Below are 6,133 nucleotides of genomic sequence, written 5' to 3'. Positions count from 1 at the left end.
TGCGACGGCGGCCCCCAGCGCAGAGGCAGTTCCCGCTGCGGAAGCCGCGGGACCCGGCGTAAAGCGCCGGGCGAGCAAGAAGGGCGCTGCGGGGAAGGTGGCGTCCACTGCGACGGCGGCTCCCAGTGACGAGGCGGCTCCCGCTGCGGGATCTGGCAGGGCCCGTAGGACGCGCCGGACGAGCAAGGCGACTGCCTCCGCTGGCGGTAACGGAGGCGTCCCTGCGCAGCGCAGCTTGGCGCAGGTACGGGCCTGGGCGCGGGAGAACAACAAAGAGGTCAGCACACGAGGCCCAATTCCCGCCGGATTGATGGCCGCCTACGACGAGGCCCACGCCTAAAGTCTCGCGCCCCGAGCCCTCGTCAGTCACCACATGTCGACCATCTTTGAACCTGCCGGCGGATACGGTGTCACGGACGATGTATCAGCCCGGCGAGCTGGCCCAGGGTCATTCTTTGTGCTCGGCCGCGTCGGTGCTGCTGCGCTGGTTGCGGGCTTCCTTCAATTGTGTTGTCTGCCGGCCTCACAACCGACAGTCATAATAATACACGCGTGGGGGTGGGGTGTCTACCTCGGCGCCGCCGGCTCTTGCCCCACCCTGGGTAATGCGGGCGGGAACGCGGGCTCTCGATCACGGCCAGGCCATCGCCAACTGCTCCGCCCCCACGCCCAGCGTCCGCCACGCCCCTGGCGAAGCCTGGCCGCACCTTGTCCCGGGCCATCGTCGGCGCGACGACGTCGAACCACTCCCGCACCGGATAGCTGTCACCACGGCGCAGCACCCACGAGCGCGGGATGCGGTACTCGTCCACCTCCACCTCGCCGCCCCGCGCGGCCGCCAGCTGACGCAGCCACTCCACCGCCCCGGCGCGCGTGTCGGCCACCCCCACGGTGCGGACGCTGCGCCAGGCCGGACCCTTGGTGTTCTCATCCCCGCCAGCCCAGATGATCCGCTGCACCCGGTACACCGACCAGGTGCCGGCGCCGCGCCCCCCACGCGTACATGCTGACCAATCTCCCCCTACCGGGCGAGGAGCACGACACCTCGGTCCTCGTCACCGCCCTCCACAACTTCGTCGCCGCCCGCACCCGCGAACCGCACGGCCAATCCCCCGGCGGACGGCCCGACGTGATCGTCGAAGCCCTGCGGGCGGTCGAAGCGCGGTCGGACTACGCCTGCCACCCGGCGACGACGGCCCTGCCCGGGCCGGCCTGGTCCGGTGGGGCGGGCTGCCGGGGGCGGGCGCGGTCGTGTGCGGTGAGGGCCTCGCGGAGGCGGGCGAGGAGAGAGACGACGCCAGGGCCGGAGGGGGCGGCGGCTGTGGCGAGTTCGATGGCGAGACGGGTCCTGGCCGAGTCGTGCCGGTACTGGACGCCGGAGAGGTTCGTACGGTTCGAGACCTGCATCCAGGTGATCTGGGCGCCGGGGTGCTCGACGCGGAGCAGCTTGGCGAAGAGCCATTCGCGCTTGGTCTTGCCGACGTGGAGGACGCGCTGATCGGTGACGATCACGGTTCCGGTGTCCCGGACCGTGACGCTTGCCCCGTTCGCGGCGGGCTGGACCAGCTCACCGGCCGTCACCCAGCGGACCTGTTCGCCTCGACGTCGCTTGCCCCAGGCCGGCGGCCAGTCGCCGTCTGCCGACTCGGTCTGGTCGAACTCGGCGGCGAACTCGGCGAGATCCACCAGTCGTTCGCGCTCCTGCTCCCACGCCTGGAGATCACGCTCATGGCGCTGCAAGGCGGCGCGGTACGCCTTCGCCTCACGCGCGGGTCGGGTCCGATAACGGATCATGACGACCGCGATGATCAGCGCAATCACCAACAGCAGCTTCAGAAGGAAGAGCAGCCACTCGCCGGCCGTCCAACTGTCGCCGATCGCGAAGTGAAGCCGCTTGGTCGTGACATTCCCCTGCGCATCCGTCGCCGTGACCGTCACGTCGTACGTGCCGGGGTCGAGCGCCCTGGTCAGGGTGGCGGGGCCCTGCCCGGCGGTATACCCGGGGAAGGCTCGCGCCGCGTGGGACCCGTACGTCACCGCGATGCGGGCACCTCGCTCGGTGGTGACAGCGAGGACGAGGTCTCCGTGCGTCGCGCGCTGGGCATCCCGTACGACCGTGAGCGCGGGCGCCACCGTGTCCACGACCAGGGCCTTGCCTGTGCTCAGGCCCGTACGGCCGTAGGCGTCGGTGACCTTGATGACCGGTGCCGGATATCTGCCGTCCGGCAGCCGGAGGGTGACGCCGGCCTTGCCATCGGCGTCAGCGGTGAAGGCCTGCTGTACGGAGTCCCCGATGCTCAGGGTGCCTTGGCTGCGCGGCGGTGCGGTGATGGTGAATTGCAGCCGGTCCGCGCCGGACCTGGCGGCGGCGACCCGGACTTGGGGAGCCAGCTCGGACACGGCCACCCGGAACTTCTGCTGGGCGCGCCGGACATTGCCCGCCTGGTCAGTCACCTCAAGGTGTGCGGTGTAGCTGCCGTTCGGGAGGGTGAATCCGAGGCCGGACGCCTCGCCGCCCCCGCCCAGCGCACCGGAGAACCGCTCCATGCGGCCGTCGACTGTCAGCTTGTAGGTCGCGTCCTCCTCGGAGGTGAGGTTCACGCGCGAACGCCTCATGCGGGGCAACGTCCTTGAGCTGAGAGACGTCGTCAGGGTCGGTGACGGCGTCGCCCTGGACGAGGATCTCGCCCGTGTCGAGGTCCTCGTACAGCGTGGGGCAGTTGCCGTCCTCGGATGTGGTGCCGATGAAGCGCAACCTGCGGGCCATGGCGTTCCCCTCTTGTACGGCCAGCCACCGTGGCCGACCCTGGCGCACGGTAGCGGCACACCCAGGGGCGCGACAGGGCGCCTCCGTCTGCTGCCGGTCTACGACGACGTGGTGCGCTGCGCCGTGGGTCGACCTGCCGGTTTCTGGCTGACGCTGCGCGCGGCTCTACGCGAGGACGGCTTCAGGCCGCAGCGTGAGCTGCTAGCTTCGTACGTCGCGGGTCACCTGTTGAGTTGGCTTTCCCCGGGCGTCCCGACCGGGTGTGACCGGTCGGGTGATCACCGTGTATCGAATCGGCGCGAGGGAAGTATGGATGTCGATCGAATCCGATCGCGCCGCAGCTTCCGGGAACGGCCCGGTTCACCTGAATCAGCCACCCGCGAAGTGCGGATCTAGCGGGCCGACGTACGCCTCCCCGAACAGGTCAGGCTGGCCGACGGTCGCCGCCGAGGCACCTTCTCCGGTGTAGGCGTCCAGCTTCCACTTGACCGGCTTCCAGCACTTCAGGCCCGCCTCGTGGTGCGTACCGAGCACGAGATGGTAGCGGGCGGCACGGTTGTACACGCGCACGGCGAAGTGACCGCTGAGCAGTTGCGAACGACGAAGAGCTCGGCCATAGGCGTCGGCGAAGGCACGAGTCCGGCTGGACGCGCCGCGCACGGGGACGGCGTCGGCCCATTCAGTGCTGGAAGCCGTCTCCACGTCCCCGTGGTACTCCGCAGTCAACGCAGGGTGTACTTCGTCCGAGCACGGAGCGAACGGCGGTGGCTGTTGGCGACCCGCAGCAGCAGTTCGTTGGCTTCGGAGGGGTTCGCCCAAACGTCCAGTGACATCTGGCGCGGCAGGTAGACCACACCGTCGATCTCGCAGACCAGGGCGGCGTCGCGGAGGTCGTCGCTGGTGCCGCCGGGGCCGAAGGTGGCGCGGACCATCGCCGTCCCGATGGTGGCGGGACCGCCGATGGTGCGCCGCTCACTGCCGCGGGAGGCGGATATGCGTTGGAGGTAGGCCGGGCGTGAGGTGTCACCCCCCTCGAGGTGGAAGAGCACGAGAACGGGTCGGTTGTCGCTCTCGTGCAGCCGGACGTACCGCATGGGGCGTGCTTTGACTTCGCGCACGGCGCGCAGGACGGGGCGGCAGCGGGACCAGCCGTCCACCGCGTACCAGCCGATCCGAGCCAGGCAGGCGATGGCGATGACACCGCACGCGTACCACTTCCAGTGGCCATGCCCGAAGCGGGGATCGGTGAAGACGGCGCAGGCGAGGCCGAGGGACCACCAGGCGCCCGTGCCCAACGTCGTGCGCAGCACCCAGGAACGGGCTGAGGGTACCGTGGCGCGTCGGGGCGGGGAGACGCGGGCGCCGGGGCGGTAGAGCTCGCTGTGGCGGGCGGCGGCGGCGAGGGCGCCGTAGTGGAGGTCGTCCGGGCCGTTGGGCAACTGGTTGGACGTGGTCCCCTCCTGTTCTGCGGCCTCCGGCTGCGGATCCGCCGGAGCCGCGGCTTCGGCCCGGCGCGTCCGGTGCGCGTGAGCGAGCGGGCTGACAACCAGTCGTCCGAGCAGGCCGAGCCCGGCGAGGCCGAGAACGATCGCGGCGATCGCGCTCGGAGTGTCGTGCAGGTCGACCGCCTCGCCCCGGAAAGGCCAGGGAACGGCGACCACCTGGACCCGGTCGCCGGCGCGGACGTCGTCGGCGCAGTCCACGTGCGCCGTCTCGGCTGCGCCCCAGTGCACGACGCAACTACCGTCGTCTCGGCTCACCGCCACCACATCTGCGGTGACCCGTTGTCCGAGCAGTGAGACGTCAGCGGCGAGCAGACCCGACACCAGCGCGCCGAGCAGCATGAGGGTGGACCAGATGGGCGCTACCGGGAGCCTCCGGTGCGGTGCTGCCTGCCTGTCCTGCGGGGAGGTCAGGAGTGCGCTCACCGTCTTTGCGTCGCCCGTAGCCAGGCCCAGCCGCAGCAGGGCGCCTTCGGGGCTGCGGTACTGCACGGCGACGCGTTCGACGGAGGAGTTCGAGGCCGTAGCGCGCGTGACCGTGGCGTCCAGGACCTCCCCGCCCAGCGGGATCTCGGTCAGCCTTCCCTGTCTGTCCAGGAACGCCGGACGGTCCCGGCGGCGGTCCACCAGCAGGTGGCCCTTGCGGCCGTTCAGCCTGCCGCGAAAGTGCACGGTCCTGCCAGAGGCGAGCGCGCGGCGCCGACGTACGGTGCCCCAGCGATTGAGACCCGCGATGAGCAGGGGCATCACGACGAATGCCAGGAACTGGCCGAACACGGATCCTCCGCTCACCGAGCTTGTGCGGGGGCAGTGTAGGCGTCGGTCCCGGCCTGGCCACGGCCCGGGTGGCGGTCGCCACCCGCGAGCGGGCACGACTGCCGGCGCGGGTGCTGGTGCGGCGGGCGAGGCGGCCGCCTTCGGCGAGGCGGACCTGGCCGAGGTCGGCGTAGGAGGGGGAGCGCAGTTGCCCGTCGGTCACCCGGCTCCCGTACAGGGGTGAGGTTTCGGCGTCGGTGAGCAGCGGCTCCTCGAGGCCGCGGTGCACGGTGTGCTGGACCATCCACACGATCTCCGCCGGGGACGCGGGGCGCAGGGCCAGGCCGCCGCCGAGGGCGGCTTGTACCCGGTGGGCCTGCTCGGTGTACTCGGTCACCTCGTCGACGGCCACCGGCGTCGGCGCCAGGCGATGACCACGATCGCGGTCAGGCCGACCTGCAGACACTTGTCGCCCCAGGTCCCGAGCGTCGACAGCCAGGAGTTGCCGAGGTCGGCGAGCTTCCCCGCCAGCTGCACATGGGTGGTGGTCACTTGGCCGCACCCCCAACCGCCGTGGTCGTGCTGCTGCTGGGAGCGGGTGTTGCCTTCGCGGTGGTGGTCTTGGCTGGTGCTCCGGCCTGGAGGGCGGTGACTTCCCACCGGCCTGAGCGGGCGGTCATCGTCAGGGTGTAGGCCAGCGGCCACTGGCCGCCCGTGGTGTCCGTGGCGGTGACATGGGCCTGGACGCGCACCGTCGTGCCGTCGCCCACGACCGTCCGCGCATCCACGTCCGCGTCCGAAGCCGAGGACGCACCGTTGGTGTCGTTACGGACGGTGAACGTCGCGGCGACGACGACCGACCAGCTGCCGCCACTCAGCCGCGCGCTGCGCACCGCCACGGTGCGCAGCAGCGACTGCGCAACCGCGCTGCCGGACTGGGTCGGCAGTTCGACGGTGGGCGCGAGCGCGTGGATGGCTTGCGCGGTCGTGCTGTCGGCGTTGGTGGTGTCGCTGCGCAGCCACAGGTCGCAGAACAGCAACCCAGTGCGGCTTCGCCGCACGCCGGGGGGCGGGTAAATCTGTGGGTGTGCGCCGGTGATGCCTCGGT

General features: G+C 71.0%; 8 protein-coding genes and 1 pseudogene. 2 read left to right on the top strand and 7 right to left on the bottom strand.

Annotated elements, in window-relative coordinates:
• Positions 1 to 97 precede the first annotated feature (97 nt).
• Positions 98 to 340, top strand: a complete 243-nt coding sequence (locus EFK10_RS53110; protein WP_127354842.1) for an Lsr2 family DNA-binding protein — start codon at positions 98 to 100, stop codon at positions 338 to 340.
• Positions 341 to 536: 196 nt separating this feature from the next.
• Here EFK10_RS53110 and EFK10_RS06785 read toward each other — a convergent pair whose 3' ends face one another.
• The 3 genes from EFK10_RS06785 to EFK10_RS06780 all read right to left on the bottom strand — a co-directional run bounded on the left by EFK10_RS06785 (position 537) and on the right by EFK10_RS06780 (position 2,616).
• Entirely contained in the window at positions 537 to 959 is a 423-nt protein-coding gene (locus EFK10_RS06785; protein WP_127354841.1) for a hypothetical protein, read from the bottom strand.
• Positions 960 to 1,021: 62 nt separating this feature from the next.
• Positions 1,022 to 1,183, bottom strand: coding sequence for a hypothetical protein (locus EFK10_RS47085; protein ID WP_164835861.1), 162 nt, complete (start codon positions 1,181 to 1,183; stop codon positions 1,022 to 1,024).
• Positions 1,171 to 2,616: a hypothetical protein gene (locus EFK10_RS06780; protein WP_164835858.1), complete on the bottom strand. Its 1,446-nt coding sequence runs from the start codon at positions 2,614 to 2,616 to the stop codon at positions 1,171 to 1,173. The genes EFK10_RS47085 and EFK10_RS06780 overlap by 13 nt, the downstream gene beginning before the upstream one ends.
• Here EFK10_RS06780 and EFK10_RS49660 point away from each other — a divergent pair.
• Complete coding sequence (locus EFK10_RS49660; protein ID WP_240677039.1) at positions 2,615 to 3,163, top strand: DUF6308 family protein; 549 nt, start codon at positions 2,615 to 2,617, stop codon at positions 3,161 to 3,163. The two genes, EFK10_RS06780 and EFK10_RS49660, sit on opposite strands and share 2 nt — an antisense overlap.
• On the opposite strand, the gene EFK10_RS06765 is transcribed toward EFK10_RS49660, so the two are convergent.
• The 4 genes and pseudogenes from EFK10_RS06765 to EFK10_RS06750 all read right to left on the bottom strand — a co-directional run.
• Positions 3,137 to 3,469: a hypothetical protein gene (locus EFK10_RS06765; protein WP_127354837.1), complete on the bottom strand. Its 333-nt coding sequence runs from the start codon at positions 3,467 to 3,469 to the stop codon at positions 3,137 to 3,139. The two genes, EFK10_RS49660 and EFK10_RS06765, sit on opposite strands and share 27 nt — an antisense overlap.
• A 20-nt stretch (positions 3,470 to 3,489) precedes the next feature.
• Positions 3,490 to 5,046, bottom strand: a complete 1,557-nt coding sequence (locus tag EFK10_RS06760) for a hypothetical protein (protein ID WP_164835860.1) — start codon at positions 5,044 to 5,046, stop codon at positions 3,490 to 3,492.
• Positions 5,047 to 5,418: 372 nt separating this feature from the next.
• Positions 5,419 to 5,577, bottom strand: a complete 159-nt coding sequence (locus EFK10_RS47080) for a hypothetical protein (protein ID WP_164835859.1) — start codon at positions 5,575 to 5,577, stop codon at positions 5,419 to 5,421.
• Positions 5,574 to 6,133 (bottom strand): annotated as a pseudogene (locus EFK10_RS06750) (conjugal transfer protein); the annotation flags it as partial. The gene EFK10_RS47080 and the pseudogene EFK10_RS06750, both read right to left, overlap by 4 nt.

The sequence above is a fragment of the Streptomyces soli genome (genome assembly GCF_003999195.1).
In the GTDB taxonomy this organism is placed as follows: Bacteria; Actinomycetota; Actinomycetes; order Streptomycetales; family Streptomycetaceae; genus Actinacidiphila; species Actinacidiphila soli.
Note: the sequence above shows the minus strand (reverse complement) of the source record. Positions and strands in the feature narration are given on the sequence as shown.

What these genes read in the sequence shown, in the direction of transcription:
- EFK10_RS49660 (WP_240677039.1), top strand. Translation starts at nt 2,615, where the DNA reads ATGCGGGGCAACGTCCTTGAGCTGAGAGACGTCGTCAGGGTCGGTGAC.
- EFK10_RS06780 (WP_164835858.1), bottom strand. Translation starts at nt 2,616, where the DNA reads ATGAGGCGTTCGCGCGTGAACCTCACCTCCGAGGAGGACGCGACCTAC.